Consider the following 620-nt stretch of genomic DNA (forward strand, 5'->3'; position numbering starts at 1 on the left):
GCTGAGTCTGCTGTAACCTTCACATCTGCTACGCTTGCTTTGTCTGCTACGTAACCCTTGATGTCTGGTGAAGTTTGTCCCTTGATCACGTCATCTTGTGATGTCCATGGGCCTTTTTCTACGATCGCTTTCGTTACGACGTTGATCTTCAGAATACGCGTGAATTTAGCGCTGTCTGTGAAGCTTGGTGCTGCTTCTTTACCATCTTCGTATACGTACTTGATCGTACGGCTCAATTCCTTCACAGCTTCTTGTTGAGCTGACTTGATCTTATCATCTGTCCACTTAGGTCCCTCTGGATTCTTAGGATCCATTGGAGTATCTGGTTTCGGCGGATTATTCGGATCGAATGGTACTACAACCTGACGCATAGTAACGGTGAAGGTTTGATCCTTCTTATCGTCATTATCGAAGGTCTTAGGTCCCTTGAACTCATCGTTCACCACTTCATAGCCCTTGTCTGTCAATTCTTTCAGACGAGCTGCGTAGTTAGTTGTACCGATTGGCTCACCTGACTTACCGCTTTCAACTACCTTAGTCAATTCCTTATTACCGTCAGTTTGGTCTACGAAGCTGATAATCGCTTTTTGGCCATCCTTCACGAAGTTGATTGGTGTATC

1 protein-coding gene is annotated in these 620 nt (G+C 45.2%); it reads right to left on the reverse strand.

The window, feature by feature from the left end:
- Positions 1-602, reverse strand: a 602-nt coding sequence (locus tag D8792_RS11545; RefSeq protein WP_185758463.1) for a mucin-binding protein, incomplete at its 3' end; no start/stop codon positions are given.
- Between the last annotated feature and the right edge of the window lie 18 nt (positions 603-620).

It is taken from the genome of Streptococcus cristatus (genome assembly GCF_003943505.1).
Lineage (GTDB): Bacteria > Bacillota > Bacilli > Lactobacillales > Streptococcaceae > Streptococcus > Streptococcus cristatus_E.